This is a genomic window from Pseudobacillus sp. 179-B 2D1 NHS (assembly GCF_045370945.1).
Taxonomy (GTDB): Bacteria; Bacillota; Bacilli; order Bacillales; family Domibacillaceae; genus Pseudobacillus.
On sequence record NZ_JBIQDP010000039.1, the window covers coordinates 1 to 17,651 of the forward strand.

The 17,651-nt window shown below is 43.4% G+C and carries 16 protein-coding genes; 14 read left to right on the plus strand and 2 right to left on the minus strand.

Annotation, left to right across the window (positions count from 1 at the left end; translation table 11 throughout):
- Positions 1 to 113: 113 nt before the first annotated feature.
- A complete protein-coding gene (locus ACH0BF_RS23335; RefSeq protein ID WP_340854611.1) occupies positions 114 to 1,856 on the minus strand; it encodes an ABC transporter ATP-binding protein in 1,743 nt (580 codons plus the stop codon).
- A 3-nt stretch (positions 1,857 to 1,859) separates the two neighbouring features.
- The gene (locus ACH0BF_RS23340; protein ID WP_340854609.1) at positions 1,860 to 2,597 is read right to left on the minus strand and encodes a MerR family transcriptional regulator; all 738 of its coding nucleotides are present in this window, start codon (positions 2,595 to 2,597) and stop codon (positions 1,860 to 1,862) included.
- A gap of 232 nt (positions 2,598 to 2,829) precedes the next feature.
- On the opposite strand from ACH0BF_RS23340, the gene ACH0BF_RS23345 reads away from it, so the two are divergent.
- The 14 genes from ACH0BF_RS23345 (at position 2,830) to ACH0BF_RS23410 (ending at position 17,650) form a co-directional block, all read left to right on the plus strand.
- Positions 2,830 to 4,017, plus strand: a complete 1,188-nt coding sequence (locus ACH0BF_RS23345) for an MFS transporter (RefSeq protein WP_406910392.1) — start codon at positions 2,830 to 2,832, stop codon at positions 4,015 to 4,017.
- A gap of 41 nt (positions 4,018 to 4,058) precedes the next feature.
- Positions 4,059 to 4,613, plus strand: coding sequence for a glycerol-3-phosphate responsive antiterminator (locus tag ACH0BF_RS23350; protein WP_120037394.1), 555 nt, complete (start codon positions 4,059 to 4,061; stop codon positions 4,611 to 4,613).
- Between the two features lie 221 nt (positions 4,614 to 4,834).
- Entirely contained in the window at positions 4,835 to 5,656 is an 822-nt protein-coding gene (locus tag ACH0BF_RS23355) for an MIP/aquaporin family protein (RefSeq protein ID WP_406910393.1), read from the plus strand.
- Between the two features lie 14 nt (positions 5,657 to 5,670).
- Positions 5,671 to 7,164: a glycerol kinase GlpK gene (glpK, locus tag ACH0BF_RS23360; RefSeq protein WP_340854604.1), complete on the plus strand. Its 1,494-nt coding sequence runs from the start codon at positions 5,671 to 5,673 to the stop codon at positions 7,162 to 7,164.
- A 161-nt stretch (positions 7,165 to 7,325) separates the two neighbouring features.
- Positions 7,326 to 8,984 carry a glycerol-3-phosphate dehydrogenase/oxidase gene (locus tag ACH0BF_RS23365; RefSeq protein ID WP_340854603.1) on the plus strand — a complete coding sequence of 553 codons (1,659 nt, stop codon included), beginning with the start codon at positions 7,326 to 7,328 and terminating at the stop codon, positions 8,982 to 8,984.
- A gap of 146 nt (positions 8,985 to 9,130) precedes the next feature.
- On the plus strand, positions 9,131 to 10,075 hold the full coding sequence (miaA, locus tag ACH0BF_RS23370) for a tRNA (adenosine(37)-N6)-dimethylallyltransferase MiaA (protein ID WP_120037402.1): 945 nt from the start codon (positions 9,131 to 9,133) through the stop codon (positions 10,073 to 10,075).
- Positions 10,076 to 10,112: 37 nt separating this feature from the next.
- Positions 10,113 to 10,346 carry an RNA chaperone Hfq gene (gene hfq / locus ACH0BF_RS23375; protein ID WP_049661654.1) on the plus strand — a complete coding sequence of 78 codons (234 nt, stop codon included), beginning with the start codon at positions 10,113 to 10,115 and terminating at the stop codon, positions 10,344 to 10,346.
- Between the two features lie 164 nt (positions 10,347 to 10,510).
- Positions 10,511 to 11,446 (plus strand): stage V sporulation protein K, encoded by a 936-nt coding sequence (gene spoVK / locus ACH0BF_RS23380; RefSeq protein ID WP_340854597.1) that lies wholly within the window; start codon positions 10,511 to 10,513, stop codon positions 11,444 to 11,446.
- 163 nt (positions 11,447 to 11,609) lie between these two features.
- A complete protein-coding gene (locus tag ACH0BF_RS23385) occupies positions 11,610 to 12,242 on the plus strand; it encodes a TetR/AcrR family transcriptional regulator (protein WP_120037406.1) in 633 nt (210 codons plus the stop codon).
- A gap of 82 nt (positions 12,243 to 12,324) precedes the next feature.
- Complete coding sequence (locus ACH0BF_RS23390) at positions 12,325 to 13,467, plus strand: acyl-CoA dehydrogenase (RefSeq protein WP_340854595.1); 1,143 nt, start codon at positions 12,325 to 12,327, stop codon at positions 13,465 to 13,467.
- Positions 13,468 to 13,490: 23 nt separating this feature from the next.
- Positions 13,491 to 15,125, plus strand: a complete 1,635-nt coding sequence (locus tag ACH0BF_RS23395; RefSeq protein ID WP_406910394.1) for an AMP-binding protein — start codon at positions 13,491 to 13,493, stop codon at positions 15,123 to 15,125.
- A 19-nt stretch (positions 15,126 to 15,144) separates the two neighbouring features.
- Entirely contained in the window at positions 15,145 to 16,503 is a 1,359-nt protein-coding gene (locus ACH0BF_RS23400; protein ID WP_340854593.1) for an acetyl-CoA carboxylase biotin carboxylase subunit, read from the plus strand.
- A 13-nt stretch (positions 16,504 to 16,516) separates the two neighbouring features.
- Positions 16,517 to 16,729 carry an acetyl-CoA carboxylase biotin carboxyl carrier protein subunit gene (locus ACH0BF_RS23405; protein ID WP_120037412.1) on the plus strand — a complete coding sequence of 71 codons (213 nt, stop codon included), beginning with the start codon at positions 16,517 to 16,519 and terminating at the stop codon, positions 16,727 to 16,729.
- Positions 16,730 to 16,741: 12 nt separating this feature from the next.
- Positions 16,742 to 17,650 carry a hydroxymethylglutaryl-CoA lyase gene (locus ACH0BF_RS23410; RefSeq protein WP_406910395.1) on the plus strand — a complete coding sequence of 303 codons (909 nt, stop codon included), beginning with the start codon at positions 16,742 to 16,744 and terminating at the stop codon, positions 17,648 to 17,650.
- The last annotated feature ends 1 nt before the right edge of the window (position 17,651 follow it).

Genomic DNA, 17,651 nt, shown 5'->3' on the forward strand with positions numbered 1-17,651 from the left:
CAGCCCCCATTCACAAGCAAAATAAAAAGGACTGTAGACAAACTCTAGAATTTCATTGAGTTTGTCTACAGTCTGAGGTCAGCCTCCCGAAAGGCTGACCTTTTTTTAATGGCTCAAGAAGAAAACTGTTGGCTTGCCAATTTTTGATAGAGTGAATGAGTTTGAGACAGTGTGTCATGCGTGCCAATGCCTGTAATTTTCCCTCGTTCGATGACGACGATTTGGTCGGCGTTTACGATGGTGGATAAGCGATGCGCTATGACAAGGGTCGTCCGGCCAGTCATTAATTGGTCGAGCGCTTTTTGGACAAGCCGTTCTGAGTCACTGTCCAAGTTAGAAGTCGCCTCGTCAAGAAGCAAAATTTGCGGGTTACGCATAAAGGCCCGGGCAATCGCTATCCGCTGCCGCTGGCCACCTGATAGTTTGATTCCTCGTTCGCCGACTTCTGTGTTATATTGATCGGGAAACCCCTCAATAAACTCAGCGGCATTAGCTAGCTTTGCGGCTCTTTTTATCTCGTCCTCTTTAATCGGGCCCTCCATGCCGTAACAAATATTATCGCGAATGGAACCCGACATAATGGGACTTTCTTGGGAAACATAACCGATGGATGTGCGCCACGAACGAAGGTCAAATTCGCTGATGGGATGCTCTCCCAAGAAAATTTCTCCTTGCACAGGTTGATAGAAGCGCTCAAGCAAAGCAAAGAGAGTGGTTTTGCCGCTGCCGCTCGGGCCGACAAAGGCCGTTGTTTTTCCGGTTGGAATATGAAGATTCATATTTTTGAGCACAGCATGATTTTCCTCGTAACCAAAAGTCAGGTCTTTAAGTGATAGATGCTGTGCTGGCTGAACGACAGGCAAGCCGGCTGCTTCTGATTCTTTTTTCAGTGTTAGAATGGATTGAATTCTTTCTGTCGCTCCCATGGCTTTTTGAAAAGCTGTAAAGAATGAAGCCATTTGGCTAAAGGGGATGACAATCTGGAACATGTAAATAATAATAGCAACGAGTGAACCGGCTGTAAGGGCTCCAGAGGCAACGCGGACACCGCCGTAACCGATTAATACGACAAGGACGAGCATCATGATCACTGTCATAAAAGGAGAAATGACAGCCTGGACCCGCGCTTCTTTCAATCCATAACGAAAAAGCTCCTGAATGCGGTAGAAACCTTTTTCTCTTTCCGCCTTTTCAGCGCTGTACGCCTTAACGAGTCGGATATCTGTGAGCACCCTGCCGAGATCAGCAGAAAAGCCGGCCATTTCGGTTTGAGTATCCTTGGAAATGCGATACATTTTTCTGCCGAGCGGCATAATGATCAAAATAGAAACTGGGGCAGCGAGAAGCATAATGACGGTCATTTTCCAATCAATGAAAAGCAAAATAACAATGGCGCCAAGGATGGAGATGATCCCAGTGACAAATGAGACGAGGTGCTGGACGATCAAAGTTTTAACCGTGTTTGTATCCTGAGTAATCCGGCTCATCGTTTCTCCAGATTCATGCTCATCAAAGTAAGAAACGGGCAATTCAAGGACTTGGTTCCATACTCTTCTCCGCACAGAAGAAACGACTGCTTCCCCAATATAGCTCATCAAGTAGTAGGAGAAACCACCTGAAACAGTCTGAACGAGAAAGCTGCCAGCAAGGAAGAGAATAACGGATGTTTGCAGTTGATTGTGGGCAAGTTGATCAACGAGATCTTTCGTAAATAAAGGAACGACAAGCCCGGCGAGTGTTTCGGCTATACTTAACAGGATGGCCCCGGCAATGATCCACTTTGACAGGCGGGCTTTTGTAAATAAGTGTACAAAGGGCTTCCATTGTTGGAAATTTGTTTGTTCAGTTTTTTCCATTTTCTATTCCTCCTTTTCTTTATAATAAGTCATCGCTTGTTCGAGCCACTTCTCTTCTTCAGGACTAAATGGGTAAGGAAACAGCCATGGATCTTCTTCCAGATCGGTAGCAAAATAAGTTTCCAACGTATGGAAATCATCGCCGGCTACTTCTGCTGCCAGCTCTATTAATTCCGTCACTAATTGTTCAACAGCGCTTCTTTTTGGATCTGAAAAGGCCAGTTCCTTTATGCGTGAAAACAAGTCCATCGCTCTTTTCTCGATCTCTTCTTGGTTATTCTTTATTCGATCGAATAATTCATCAATGTATGGCGATGGTACAACGGATTTCATCCAGCTTTTATGATCATCCTCCATCTGAACATTATTAATCATTGAAACAAAGATATCGGTATGCAACGTGCCGCCTCTTTCTATTTGATCAATGGCAAGGCTTAGTAGCCGGATAGCGTCATTTAGCTGTTCGCGCTTTTTTTTCATAAGGTCGCGCTGAAAGATAAGAGAGTCTTTTTCATTCCATGTGTCTTTACGAATAAAGTCAGCAATCTCTTCCAGTGAAAACCCTAAAAATTTAAGAGAAACAATTTTTTGAAGTATCCACAAGTCACTTTCTTGGTAATAACGATGTCCGCTTGATGTCCGTTTAGCTGCTAGAAGGCCAATTTCATCATAATATTGCAAGGTTCTCGCTGTCAGGCCGCTCATCTTTTTAAATTGGCCAATAGTAAATGTTTTCGCCATTTTGCTTTCCTCCATCCACTTAATAAGTCCATTCTAAAACATTACGTTACGTAAAGTGCAAGGTGAAAAAACCAGATTTTCCACATACATTTAAAATGTAGAACTTCTCGTATTTATCTCTCTATACGTTCTAAACGAAATAGCCTAATATAGAAAAGGGAGAAGTACTTTTAATCTGTTGATGGGATGGAGACGGTTCTTCGGAATCTACAAGAGGTGAATAAGAGTTGTTATGGTGAACACAAGAGAGAGTTTTCGATTACGCATACTTGTTAGTATTATAGCGATTTCCGGATTTAGTCAGGGAATGCTGCTGCCGCTGATCGCTGTTTTGTTTGAGAGGGAAGGGATGTCGGCTTCGTTAAATGGATTAAATGCAACTGGTTTATATATTGGAATTTTGCTTGTTTCACCGTTTATGGAAAGACCGCTGCGGCAGTTCGGTTATAAGCCGGTCATCATCGGAGGCGGGCTGCTCGTTATTGTCGCTCTTTTTTCTTTTCCTTTATGGAAGTCCTTTTGGTTTTGGTTTATTTTGCGGCTGCTGATTGGAATCGGTGATCATGCGCTTCATTTTGGCACCCAGACATGGATCACCTCTTTTTCGTCACCGGAGCGGCGCGGGCGAAATATTTCGCTCTATGGATTATTTTTTGGCTTAGGTTTTGCCACTGGTCCGCTCATGACCGGTCTTATCCATTATAGCGAATCTTTGCCGTTTATTGTTTCGGGGGTGCTTTGTCTTATTTGTTGGGTCTTTTTATTCTTCCTGAAAAATGACTTTCCAGAACAGCAGGTGGAAACCAATTCGACGTGGGAAACTCTGAAGCGCTTCAGAGAAGCGTCTCGCTATGGATGGATTGCCTTTTTGCCGACATTTGCTTATGGATTCTTAGAAGCTTCTTTTAATGGCATTTATCCAATTTATGGGGTTCGAACCGGATTGTCTGTTCAAGAAATTTCTGTCATTTTGATGTCATTTGCTATCGGAGGAATTGTTTTCCAGTTCCCGCTAGGTGTATTGAGCGATAAGTGTGGACGGAAAAGAGTGTTAGCGGTTGTATTGTTAGCGGGTACGGTTTTGTTTTTTAGCGCCGCATTGATCGACCACTTATATTATTTACTGTTAGTGAGTATTTTTCTTGCTGGCATGCTTGTTGGTTCCACTTTCAGCCTGGGAATCAGCTTTATGACCGATCTAATGCCTAGACAATTCCTGCCGACAGGCAATCTTCTGTGCGGCATGGCCTTCAGCATCGGTAGTTTAACCGGTCCATACTTGGGAGGGATGGCTTTACAGTTGTTTGAGAGCATCAGCTTTTTCACAGTTATTAGCGCTATTTTTGCACTCGTTACCATGATCTTTTTTTGGTATGGAGGGAAACCTTTAAAGAAAGACAACATACTCCCCCTTGACTGATAAGCAGATGAAGAAAGTTTAAATGAAAAGGAGTGTAGCGGATGAATTTTCACGGACAAAAAATTTTGCCGGCTGTCCGGACAATGAAGGATTTTGATAAAATGCTGGACACTCCATTCGAGTATGGTGTGTTTTTAGATCTTCATATAGGCATGGTAAAGAGTGTTTTTGACTATGCAAAGCAGCACGGAAAGAAAATGTTCCTGCATCTCGATCTAATTCACGGACTAACAAGTGATGAATATGCGGCCGAATTTGTAGCACAATATGCCAAGCCATATGGAATTATTTCAACAAAAGGCAGTGCCATTGTCAGAGCGAAGCAAAAAGGAATGCTGGCGACACAGCGGGCATTCATTATCGATTCAAGCGCCCTCGAGCGCAGTGTGAAATTAATTGAACGGACAGACCCTGATTATATCGAGGTGCTGCCGGGCGTCGTACCGAAGATTATTAAAGAGCTGCATGAAAAAACAAAAAAGCCAATCTTCGCCGGCGGATTGATTGAAACGAGAGAGGAAGTAGAAGAGGCCCTGCAGGCGGGGGCATGCGCCATCACAACCTCTGATCGAGAGCTGTGGAAATTATATTATTAAAAGTTAGGTTGTTGTAAATTAGTTGATGGCGCTTTCAAAACATGTTATCTTAAAAATAAGTTAATAATTTGTGAGGGAGAACAAAGAGATTCACAACACACGCTATTTCAGGCGGTTGTTTGTTGTGAATTTTTTTGTTCTCTTTTTTTATTTAACGTTCCTGTTAACGAGTACAACACTCTTTAACATCGGTAAATTCATAGAAAAAAGGGAGTGGGGAAATGTCACCGTTTTGGGGAGAGCTTTTCGGCACAGCTCTGTTGATTGTATTCGGAGCAGGAGTTTGTGCAAATGTAAATTTAAAGAAATCTTTTGCTTTTGGTTCGGGCTGGATTGTGATCGCCTGGGGCTGGGGTCTGGCTGTTGCGATGGCTGTGTACGCAGTTGGGCGATTTAGTGGGGCCCATTTAAATCCGGCTGTCACGCTGGCTCTGGCATTTGCTGGAGATTTTGCGTGGGGAGATGTCATACCTTATATCATTGCACAAATAATTGGCTCTATAATCGGTGCAGCGGTGGTTTACTTGCATTTTCTACCCCATTGGAAAGCAACGGAGGATCCGGCAGCAAAGCTAGGGGTTTTTGCTACTGGGCCAGCGATTGAGCAGGCGTTTTCTAACTTATTAAGCGAAATTATCGGGACTTTTATTTTGACGGTTGGAATATTATCGATTGGAGCGAATCAATTTACGGAAGGGCTGAATCCGTTTATTGTAGGATTATTGATTGTGGCCATCGGCTTATCTTTAGGTGGAACAACTGGTTATGCCATTAATCCAGCTCGGGATCTTGGCCCGCGCATTGCTCATTTTTTATTACCGATTGCAGGGAAAGGTTCTTCTAATTGGAAATACGCCTGGATACCTGTAGTGGGCCCGCTGCTTGGCGGTTCAATTGGTGGATTGTTTTACCGAGCTTTCTTTATAGGAGAGAAAGGGCCGGCATTGTGGATAGTATTAGCTATTACTTTTTTTGCTTTACTCGTTATACTTATTTGGGGAAAGAGAAATCATACAGCTTCAATCAATATAGATGTTCGTTAAAGGGAGGAGAAACGATGGAACAATTTATTTTATCACTTGACCAGGGCACTACCAGTTCAAGAGCGATCTTGTTTAATAGAAAAGGAGAAGTGGCTTACGTTGCCCAAAAAGAATTTACTCAGCATTTTCCGCACCCTGGCTGGGTGGAGCACAATGCCAATGAAATATGGGGAACGATTCTTGCTTGCATTGCAACCGTGTTATCTGAAAACAATATTAGTCCTGAGCAAATTGCTGGTATCGGAATTACGAACCAACGGGAAACAACAGTAGTTTGGGAAAAAGAAACAGGGAAGCCGATTTACAATGCGATCGTCTGGCAGTCACGGCAAACGGCCGATATTTGCAATGAACTAAAGGAGCAAGGATATGATTCGTTGTTCCGAGAAAGAACGGGGCTGCTAATTGATGCCTACTTTTCGGGTACGAAAATAAAATGGATTCTTGATCATGTAGCAGGCGCACGGGAGCGGGCAGAAAGAGGAGAACTCCTGTTTGGAACAATTGATACGTGGCTCATTTGGAAGCTATCGGGCGGGAAAGCCCACGTGACTGATTATTCGAATGCTTCAAGAACCTTAATCTATAACATTCATGATTTAGAATGGGATGATGAGCTGTTAAAGATCTTGGATATTCCGAAAGCCATGCTTCCTGAGGTTCGGCCTTCGTCTGAAATTTACAGCCATACAGTGCCTCACCATTTTTTTGGAAAAGAGGTACCGATTGCCGGGGCAGCTGGTGATCAGCAGGCTGCTTTATTTGGGCAGGCGTGCTACGATGAAGGAATGGCGAAAAACACATATGGCACCGGTTGTTTTATGTTAATGAATACAGGCGAAAAAGCGGTTTCTTCTCGTCACGGTTTATTAACGACCATTGCCTGGGGAATAGATGGGAAAGTTGAATATGCTCTTGAAGGAAGCATCTTCGTAGCAGGATCGGCGATTCAGTGGCTACGTGACGGCTTGCGTATGGTAAAGGACGCCGTGGAGACAGAGGAATATGCAACTAGAGTGGCCTCTTCTGAAGGCGTGTATGTGGTCCCAGCTTTTGTCGGACTGGGAACTCCTTATTGGGATAGTGACGTACGCGGCTCAGTCTTCGGCTTAACGAGAGGCACTTCCAAAGAGCATTTTGTCCGTGCTACACTTGAATCGCTTGCTTATCAAACGAAAGATGTGTTGGATGCAATGGAAGCTGATTCTGGTATTTCATTGAAAACCTTGCGTGTCGATGGCGGGGCTGTTAAAAATAATTTTCTTATGCAGTTCCAGAGCGATATGCTGCAAGTGCCTGTGGAACGACCGATTATTAATGAAACAACGGCGCTCGGGGCAGCCTATCTTGCTGGGCTGGCGGTGGGGTTCTGGCAAGACCGGAAAGAGATTGCCTCTAAGTGGCAAGTAGAAAAATTGTTCCAGCCGAAAATGGATAAAGAGGAACAAATACGTTTGTATGCCGGTTGGAAAAAAGCAATCGAGGCCGCTTTAGTGTTTAAAGTTTGAAATCTGCTGAATAGTCCTATATAATAAAAGTAAGTTAATAAATTGTCTGGAGAAACAGAGAGACCTGTCTTCATAGCGATGATCCATCGTTATGCTTTGACGGGTCTCTTTTTCGTTTTCTTCCCATAAAGATGAGGTATTTAACAACTGGAGGCGAAATTATGAAGTTTTCAAATGTAGAGCGAGAGCAATGGCTTGACCGTTTACAAGCAGAGGAGTTTGATCTTCTTGTCATTGGTGGCGGAATTACAGGAGCAGGTATTGCCCTCGATGCGTCAACACGTGGAATGAAGGTAGCTCTTGTGGAAATGCAAGACTTTGCTGCCGGTACATCCAGCCGCTCAACAAAACTTGTTCATGGCGGCTTGCGCTACTTAAAACAGTTTGAAATTAAAATGGTGTCTGAGGTAGGAAAAGAGCGTGCAGTAGTTTATGAAAACGGCCCGCACGTTACAACACCAGAGTGGATGCTGCTCCCCATGCATCGAGGAGGGACTTTTGGCAAGTTTACAACAGGGATTGGCTTGCGTGTCTATGACTTTCTTGCTGACGTAAAAAAATCAGAACGAAGAACGATGCTCACTGCTGAAGAAACTCTTCAAAAAGAGCCGCTCGTAAAAAAAGAAGGGTTAGTTGGTGGCGGCTACTATGTAGAGTACCGGACCGACGATGCTCGGCTAACGATAGAAGTGATGAAAAGAGCAGTTGAAAAAGGGACAATTGCTGTTAACTATATGAAAGCAGAGAAGTTCGTCTATGAAGAGCAAAAGGTAATCGGGATTGAGGCTAAAGACGTTTTAACAGGGAAAACCATTGAGGTGAAAGCAAAGAAAGTCGTCAATGCAGCAGGCCCTTGGGTAGATAATGTCCGAAAGAAGGACTATTCGGTTAATAATAAACACTTGCGATTGACAAAGGGCATTCATATCGTTATTGATCAATCTATTTTTCCGCTTAAGCAAGCTGTATATTTTGACTCGCCCGATGGCCGAATGATCTTCGCCATTCCGCGAGATGGCAAAGCATATGTCGGCACAACCGATACGTTCTATGGAGAAGATCAGGACATAGCCAATCCGAAGATGCTAGAAGAAGATCGAGACTATTTATTAAAAGCTATTCGTTATATGTTCCCTGATGTGAACGTAGGACCCGCAGATGTTGAATCGAGCTGGGCAGGTGTGCGGCCGCTTATTTACGAGGAAGGAAAGGACCCTTCAGAAATATCAAGGAAGGATGAAATTTGGGAAGGAGAGAGCGGATTAATTACGATTGCTGGCGGTAAACTGACAGGATACCGGAAAATGGCTGAAATCGTTGTAAACCTTGTTTCTGAAAGACTGAGCGCTGAAACAGGTAGACAATTTAAAAGCTGTCAAACGCGCCATTTGCCAATATCTGGAGGTGACGTTGGTGGGGCTGCTCAACTGGAATCATTTATTAAGAAGAAGGGAAAAGAAGCTGTTTCCTTTGGGTTATCTGAGCAAGAAGGAGAATACTTGGCTCATATGTATGGAACAAATGTAGATCATGTATTTACCTTTGCACAACAAGCTTCAGTGAATGATCTCCCTAAAGTGCTATATGCCCAATTGCTATATGCAGTCAATCATGAAATGATTTGGCGGCCGGTCGATTTCCTTATTCGCCGAACCGGAGCATTATTTTTCCGAATGGATGAAGTGAAGCAGTACAAAAAACGAGTTATCGCAGTAATGGCAGATTTGTTCGGGTGGTCCTCTTCTCATACCGAACAATATTTAGAAGAGCTGGACAAAGAAATACGGGATGCACAAATCCCTGTTGATGTACAGCAATAACCGAAATCCGGCTGTAATAATAAGCAGCCGGATTTTTTTGATAGCACGTATAAAATAAAAAAAAAGGGTGAGAATAGAGTATTAGCTTTAATAACTGATTGTACGTATGGTACGATAAGAGAAAATCGGTAAAGGCAGTGAAAAGATTGCATCAGCAGGAAAAACTTATCGTGATCATCGGGCCGACAGCAGTCGGTAAAACAGCGCTAAGCATCCATTTAGCTAAGCGATTTAGGGGAGAGATCATCAGCGGGGATTCCATGCAGGTTTATAAAGGAATGGATATTGGTACCGCCAAAATCAGCCCCGAAGAGATGGAAGGAGTTCCCCATCACTTAATCGACATTAAAGAGCCTGATGAATTATTTTCGGCTGCCGAGTTCCAACAGCTTGTCAGGAAAAAAATAACAGACATTACTAATAGAGGGTCCCTGCCTATTATTGTGGGCGGGACAGGCTTATATGTTCAATCAGTTATTTATGATTATCAATTTTCCGAGACTGGTGGGGACCCGCAGTTGCGTGAAGAGTTAGAAGAAGAAGCAGCCCAGGCGGGAAAAGAGGCACTTCATGGAAAACTGAAACAAATTGATCCAGAAGCGGCAGCCAGCATTCATCCAAATAATGTGAGAAGAGTGATTCGCGCATTGGAGATCTTTTATACAACCGGAAAAAGGATGTCTGAGCAACAAAGTCAACCGCCTGATAAATTGTTATATGAGACAGCGTTAATCGGCCTCACCATGGAACGGGAACAGCTTTATCACCGCATTAATCAGAGAGTGGACAGCATGATGGCAACTGGTTTGCTGGAAGAGGTAAAAATGCTTTGGGAAAAGGGCATCCGCAGCGGTCAGGCTGTACAGGCCATTGGCTATAAAGAGCTATTTAGTTATTTAAGGGGGGAAGAGACGTTAGAGTCGGCTGTCGAGCAATTAAAACAAAATTCGCGAAACTATGCTAAGCGCCAGTTGACTTGGTTCCGAAATAAAATGGCCGTAGATTGGTTTGACTTATCAGATGAGGAAAAGCGGCCGCAAAAAATAAAAGAAATTTCCGATTTTGTAGCAGGAAAGCTGCATTTAAAATAGAATTAATTAAGTATAGATAGAAAGAGGAGGAAAAGATATGAAACAAGGGATCAATATCCAAGACCAATTTCTAAATCAGCTTCGAAAAGACGGAACGCTCGTCACTGTATTCTTACTAAATGGATTTCAATTGCGCGGTTACATAAAGGGTTTTGATAATTTCACGGTTTTATTTGAATCAGACGGAAAACAGCAGCTCGTTTATAAGCATGCTATCTCTACATTCGCTCCTCAACGAAACGTTCAAATTTCTTTGGAAGAACAAGAATAATATAATTCAAACGTGTACAAATTTTTGTACACGTTTTTTATATGCAGAAAGACGTATGTTTATTTTGAGCATGAATAGACTGTAAAGAGGGAAATTATTTCTCGGGAAAGCGCAAAAAAAGACAATATGCGACGGCCTACGTCAAGCTTGATGGGGTGATAGAGATGAAGCAGCCAATCCGTATGAAAGACAACGGTCAAATCAATGTTGTGCTGCACACCAAAAATGACCGCATCCAGCAGCCAGTCCGCGAAGAGCCGCTATATACGTGGTCCAATGCTTCTGAGCATGCGGTATTAAAGAGGGTAGAAAGTGAGCTGGATGCTTTAGTTGGACTCGAAGACTTAAAGAAAATGATCCGGGAAATTTACGCCTGGATCTTCATTAGTAAAAAGAGAGAAGAAAGCGGCCTGAAAGCTGGAAAGCAAGTGTTGCACATGATGTTTAAAGGGAATCCGGGAACGGGAAAAACAACAGCTGCCCGCATTATCGGGAAGTTGTTTTTTGAAATGAAAGTATTATCAAAAGGTCATTTAATAGAGGCGGAACGTGCAGATCTTGTTGGTGAATATATCGGACATACGGCGCAAAAAACGAGAGATTTAATTAAAAAAGCCATGGGCGGCATTTTATTTATTGATGAAGCCTATTCATTAGGCCGGGGAGGGGAAAAAGATTTTGGAAAGGAAGCCATCGATACGCTTGTCAAGCACATGGAGGATAAACAAAATGACTTTATTCTTATATTGGCAGGATATCCGAGGGAGATGAATCATTTTTTTACGCTCAATCCTGGATTGGAGTCCCGCTTTCCGCTCGTCTTCCAATTTCCTGATTATCGGCCTGAACAGTTAATGTCTATTGCAGAAAAAATGGCTGCAGAAAAAGAATACCAGTTTAGCAAAGAAGCAAAAATGAAGCTGCGTGAACACTTTGTTAAAGTGAGAGAAGGGAACTACCAAACATTTTCAAATGGAAGGTATGTTCGCAATTTAATTGAAAAAGCGACACGCGCTCAAGCTGTTCGCTTGCTCAATGAAAATAACTATAAATATGAAGAGTTAATGTTAATCGAGTCAAAGGACATCCAATTGAAATAACAGAAGATGGGTTAAAGTAAGAAAAATAAACCGCCATTATCATGGGCGGTTTTCTTTCAATCTAAAAGGACAAGCCGCGTCGTTAAATTATTTTCTATTTTCTGATAAAAAAATTGTCAATCCAGTTTTTTCTATGATACTATTTATTCAAAGGTGGTCAGTTATGAAAAAGAAAGCGCTAAAAGAAAGAATTATAGAAACATCACTTATTATGTTTGAAAAACACGGCTATCATGGAGTGACGGTCGATCAAATTGTGGCGGAAAGCGGTACTTCCAAGGGGGGGTTTTACCACAATTTCAAGTCGAAAGATGAATTATTATATCACATTCACGACGTTTTTATTTCCTACGTGCTCGACCGTGCCAAGGAAGCATATGCTAGTTATGACACACCTGTCTCTCGGCTTTGTGCGATTGTTTTGTCATTTACTAAGGTGTTTGATTTGTATAAGCCGCATATTACTGTTTTTTATCAAGAAAGCACGTACTTAAAAGGGGATTTTCAAGAAAAGATTAATGAAAAGCGCGACGAGTATCGAAAGATCATTTTACAAATCATTTGCGAAGGCCAAAAGAGCGGTGATTTTCGGCCGGAAGTATCGGCTGAGATTACGACGATGGCAATTATTGGCATGGTGAACTGGACGTACAAATGGTTTAAAAAAGAAGGGAAGCTGTCAATCGAGGACATTGGAGGAATATTTAACGATCTGCTTGTGCATGCACTAATTACAGAAAAAGGGATGGAGAATCAAGATATTCAATCATATTTTATTAAACAGTCAGCCAATTAACCATTAAGCTGGCTATTATAATAACCTTCAAAGACCGACTAGTCTGTCTCTGAATTAAAAAGGAAAACAAGGGGGATTTTACATGAATTTTGAATTAACGAAAGAACAGCAAATGCTAAAGGAAATGGTAAAAAGTTTCGCTGAAAAAGAGATTAAGCCGTACGCCCAGGAACTTGATAAAACGTCAGGGTTTAATGAACAGGCATTTAAAAAGATGGGGGAGTTAGGGTTACTTGGCATTCCATTTCCAGAAGAATATGGGGGATCTGGCGGGGACACTGTCTCTTATGCAATTGCAGTGGAGGAAATCGGCAAAGCGTGCGGCGGCACAGGGTTAAGCTACGCAGCAGCTATCAGCCTGGGAGCAAGCCCGATTTTTTATTTCGGAACGGAAGAACAAAAGCAGGAATGGCTCGTTCCAATGGCGAAAGGAGAAACATTGGGTTCTTTTGGTTTAACTGAGCCAAATGCCGGCTCTGATGCCGGGGGCACAAGAACGAAAGCAGTCCTGGATGGCGATGAGTATGTAATTAATGGTGAGAAGTGCTGGATTACAAATGCAGGTTTTGCTCGACAAATTATTGTAACCGCTGTCACAGGAAAAAGAGAAGACGGAAAGAACATTATTTCAGCTATTATCGTACCTGCTGATGCACCGGGTGTGACCATTTCGTGCAACTATGACAAAATGGGTGTCCGTGCATCTAACACGTGTGAAATTATACTCGAAAATGTGCGGGTGCCGAAAGAAAATTTACTTGGAGACAGTCAAAAAGGTTTCAGTCAGTTTTTATATACGCTTGATGGCGGTCGTATCTCCATTGCCGCTTTAGCGGTGGGTATTGCGCAAGGGGCTTTAGAGAAGGCGCTTCAATACTCGAAGGAGCGTATGCAGTTTGGCCAGCCAATCTCTAAATTCCAGGCCATTCAGTTTAAATTGGCAGATATGGCGACCGAAGTGGAGTTAGCCCGCAACCTTGTGTATAAAGCTGCCTGGCTGAAAGATCAAGGAAAACCATTTGGCAAAGAAGCAGCTATGGCCAAATTATTTGCTTCAGAAACGAGCTTTCGCACGAGCAATCAAGCTATTCAAATACATGGCGGCTACGGTTATATGCACGAATATGATGTAGAAAGATTTTTGCGCGATGCAAAACTGCTTGAAATCGGGGAAGGTACTTCGGAAATCCAGCGTCTGGTTATCGCACGCCACCTTGGCTGTTAAAAGATAATAGGGGGAAGGGTGTTATGAGCGAATTGATCCATGAAACAATAGGGGAACTATTAGCCAATAAGGCCGAACAACTTCCACATCATGAAGCACTTGTCTATCCAGATCGAGGTATTCACTACACGTACAGCGAATTTAATCGGCTATGCCGAAAAGTAGCGCGAGGCTTAATGGCGCTTGGGGTTGATAAAGGAGAACATCTAGCTATTTGGGCAACGAACGTTCCTGAATGGGTCACACTGCAATTTGCCACAGGTAAAATGGGAGCGGTTTTAGTAACAGTTAATACGAATTATCGTGCCGCTGAATTGGAATATTTATTAAAGCAATCAGAGAGTCGTACACTCGTTTTAATAGAAGATTACCGCGGAAATTCCTATATCGATACGATTTATGAAATCTGTCCGGAGTTACATTCCTGTGAGCCTGGAGAATTGTCGTCTAAGCGACTGCCCTTGTTAAAAAATGTCATCGTTCTCAGTGAACAGCAGTACAGCGGTACGTATAGCTGGTCGGATATTTTAGAAATGGCGGACCGAGTGACAGAAGAACAGCTGGATGCACGAACAGAGGAGCTTGCGCCAGATGATGTGATCAATATGCAGTATACATCCGGAACAACAGGTTTTCCTAAGGGAGTCATGTTGACACACAGCAATTTAATAAATAATGCTTTTCATATTGCTGGATGCATGGAATTGATGAAAGAAGATCGTCTCTGTATTCCGGTTCCATTTTTTCACTGCTTTGGGTGTGTGATTGGAACGATGGCGTGTGTGACTGTCGGGGCTACAATGGTACCTGTGCAGGAATTTGATCCAGAGACCGTGCTAGCAACGGTAGAGCAGGAGAAGTGCACAGCGCTGCATGGCGTGCCGACGATGTTTATTGCTGAACTGAATCATCCGAATTTTCAAAAATACAACCTGTCTACTCTCCGTACAGGAGTAATGGCAGGATCGAATTGCCCAGTCGAAATCATGAAAGCAGTAATGAATAAGATGCACATGGAGGAAATAACTATATGCTATGGCCAGACAGAGTCCTCGCCAGTGATTACCCAAACACGAACAGATGACCCTGTTGAACTGCGTGTAGAAACGGTAGGCCGGGCACTTCCAGAGGTGGAAGTGAAAATTGTGGAACCTGGGTCATCAAGGGAACTGCCGTTTAATAAGCAAGGGGAGCTATGCACGCGAGGGTATCACGTAATGAAAGGGTATTATAACAATCCAGATGCCACAAAAGAAGCGATTGATGAAGAGGGATGGCTCCACACAGGTGATCTGGCTGTCATGGATGAGAATGGTTATATAAGGGTGACTGGCCGTTTAAAAGACATGATCATCCGGGGCGGGGAAAATATTTACCCGCGTGAAATTGAAGAGTTTTTGTATACTCATCCCAAAATACTCGACGCACAGGTGATTGGGATACCAGATGAAAAGTACGGTGAGGAATTGATGGCTTGGATCATTCTTAAAGAGGGAGAAATCGCATCTGCAGACGAAATTAAAGAGTACTTCAAGGATAAAATTTCCCGCCATAAAATTCCGAAGTACATTCAATTTACGAAGGAATACCCGATGACCGCTTCAGGAAAAATTCAAAAGTTTAGACTGCGCGAACAATCGATGAGCTTATTGAAGTAAACAGAAGGAGTGATCCAGTTTGTTTTCCAAAATATTAATTGCTAATCGCGGAGAAATTGCTTCGCGTATTATTCGCACATGTAAAAAGATGGGGATAAAAACGGTAGCTATATACTCTGAAGCGGATGAGCAGGCTCTGTTTGTCCGTCAGGCAGATGAATCTTATTGCATAGGTAAGCCGCAAGTAAACCTTAGTTACTTAAATGCTGATGAAATTATCCGGACAGCAAAGGCGAGTGGAGCAGAGGCTATTCATCCGGGTTATGGCCTGCTTTCAGAAAATGCTGCTTTCGCGCAAAAATGTCTCGATGAGGGGCTTGCCTTTATCGGCCCTGCCCCCGATATTTTAGCAGCTATGGGGAGTAAGATTGAAGCGCGCAAAACGATGAAGGAAGCGGGAGTCCCTATCATTGAAGGGATTAATATCCCGCTTCAGGATGAAGAAGAGGCGAAGGCGGCATCCGCCTCTGTTGGCTACCCGTTAATGTTGAAAGCTTCAGCGGGGGGCGGCGGCATTGGGATGCAGCTTGTTCACTCTGAAGAGGAACTCGTTAAGGCGTTTGCTGGAAATAAAAAGCGAGCAGAATCTTTTTTCGGCAACGGTGATATGTTCCTGGAAAAGTATATTCAAGAGCCGCATCATATTGAAGTCCAAGTATTGGCAGACTCTCATGGTCAAGTGATTCCACTATGGGAGCGGGAATGTTCCATTCAGCGCCGCAATCAGAAAGTAGTGGAAGAAGCGGTGTCCCCGTTTATTAGCGAGGAAACGAGAACAAAGATGCTGGATGCTGCAGTTAAGGCTGCTCGTCATATTGGCTATACGAATGCCGGCACGATTGAATTTTTAGTGGATAAAGAAGAAAATTTCTATTTTTTGGAGATGAATACACGTCTGCAAGTAGAGCATCCAGTAACGGAGGAAATCACTGGGCTTGATCTTGTGGAGCAGCAATTAAAAGTGGCTGCCGGCGAGAAGCTCGAATTAACACGAGAGGCCGTTAAGCGAAACGGCCATGCAATTGAAGTCCGGATTTACGCTGAAGATCCAAAAACCTTTTTCCCTTCACCTGGCCAAATTACCGCCTTTGAACTGCCTCAAGGAGAGGGGATACGAAATGAATGTGCGGTCGAGGAAGGCTCAACTGTAACTCCGTTTTATGACCCGATGATCGGTAAGTTGATCACCTGGGGAGCAACGAGAGAAGAAGCCTGCGCCCGCATGAAGGGAGCGCTAGAGCAGTACAAAATTGAAGGCATCAAAACGAACTTGCCGATGCTTAGAAAAATTATCAGCCATCAGCAATTTTTAAAAGGAACAACAACAACTCATTTTGTGAATGAATACTATTTGCCGGAGTTAACCACAACGAAGTAAAGGAGAGATTATATTGACAACAGTACAAGCAAGCATGGCAGGGAACGTGTGGAAGGTTCTTGTAGCAGAGGGAGAAGAAGTAAAGGCTGGTCAGGATGTCATCATTTTAGAATCAATGAAAATGGAAATCCCCATTGCTGCTGAGGAAGATGGCACCGTTCAAAAAATTCATGTGAATGAGGGAGACTTTGTCAACGAAGCGGATGCACTCGTTGATATGGAATAGGAGGGTTCCCTGTTGAAACTTCCTGAAAAAGTGACCATTAAAGAAGTGGGACCCCGTGATGGTCTGCAAAATGAGCCGCATCAGGTAGGCACCGAGAATAAGGTAGCCTGGATTAACCGGCTCTCAGACAGCGGGCTATCCTATATTGAAGTCACCTCTCTCGTTCATCCGAAATGGATTCCGCAGCTGGCAGATGCGGTAGAAGTACTTTCTTCTATCGATAGAAAGCCAGGCATCACCTATGCAGCCCTCGTTCCAAACATGCATGGACTGCGAAGGGCGCTGGAAGGTAATGTCGATGAAGTGAGCGTCTTCATGTCTGCAAGCGAATCACATAATCGAAACAATATTAACAAGAGCATTTCGGATACACTTCCAGTCTTGAAAGAGGTCGTTACAGAGGCGAAAGCAGCTGGAAAAACAGTGCGAGGATATTTATCGACTGTGATCGCTTGTCCATATGAGGGAGCTGTGCCAGCTGAACAGGTAAAAGAAATCAGTACCCGGTTGTTTGATATGGGCATTGATGAATTGTCGCTTGGTGAAACGATTGGCGTCGCTGTCCCTACAGAGGTGGAACGGCTGCTTGAACAGCTTCTCTCTGAGTTTTCCGAAGAGCGTATTGCTATGCACTTTCATGATACAAGAGGGACAGCACTTGCAAATATTTCGAAAGCTTTGGAAATGGGGATCCGCACATTTGATAGTGCTCTCGGAGGATTGGGTGGCTGTCCTTATGCTAAAGGGGCATCTGGAAATGTAGCAACAGAGGACCTGGTTTATATGCTTGAGGCTATGGGGATTAAAACAGGCGTTCGGTTAGAAGGGCTGATTGAAGCTGGTGAATTGATGGAATCTATTTTAGGCAAGCCGTTAAACAGCAGGCAAATGGAACTATACCGCAAAGTGGAGAGAGGGTGAG